The organism is Streptomyces tricolor, assembly GCF_002155905.1.
GTDB classification, from domain to species: domain Bacteria; phylum Actinomycetota; class Actinomycetes; order Streptomycetales; family Streptomycetaceae; genus Streptomyces; species Streptomyces tricolor.
Genome location: NZ_MUMF01001036.1, coordinates 1 through 551, shown reverse-complemented (window position 1 = coordinate 551; position 551 = coordinate 1). Strand labels below are relative to the sequence as shown.

Here is a 551-nt window from a genome sequence, read left to right as displayed (position 1 = left end):
GGGCCGCCGCCGAGGACGTGGGGGCCGTCGATGGTGGCGGTGCAGGGCCTGGGCATGGGCTGCTCCTCAGTGATGGGCTTCCACCGGCAGCCGACGTCGTCGGCGTGGCTGCCTTGGTGGCCGGGGCGGAGTACGCATTCGGTGCGTACGGTGTTGAGTCCGGTCTCTGGGGAGAGGTGGCCGCAGTGCTCGCGGGGCTCGGTCGCTCGGGTCGTTGCCGGCGGCGCGGGCTGGTCGAGGGCTTGGATGGTGGGGCAGGGCCAGGGCACGCCGTGGCTGCCGGTGCATTCGTCGCAGAGGCCGTAGCCGTTGACGTGGAGGGCGCGGACGCGGGCGATGGCGGCCTCGGCGCGGGCGCGTTCGGCCTCAGCCCGGTTGGACGTGTCGTGCGCGATGCGGAGGAGTTCCTCGGCCTGGTTTGCGCGCTTGCGCTGGTCCTCCCACTGCTGAGCAGTCGGGGAGGCGTCGCCTCGTCCGCAGGCGGGGCAGTAGCCGCGGGCCACTTCGCGAAGGGCGGTCAGCTCGGCGTACAGCTGGTCGAGTTCGGTGTC

At 73.0% G+C, this 551-nt stretch carries 1 protein-coding gene; it reads right to left on the bottom strand.

The window, feature by feature from the left end:
• Positions 1-551: hypothetical protein (locus CCN44_RS44855; RefSeq protein WP_158103234.1), on the bottom strand; the 551-nt coding region annotated here is incomplete at both ends.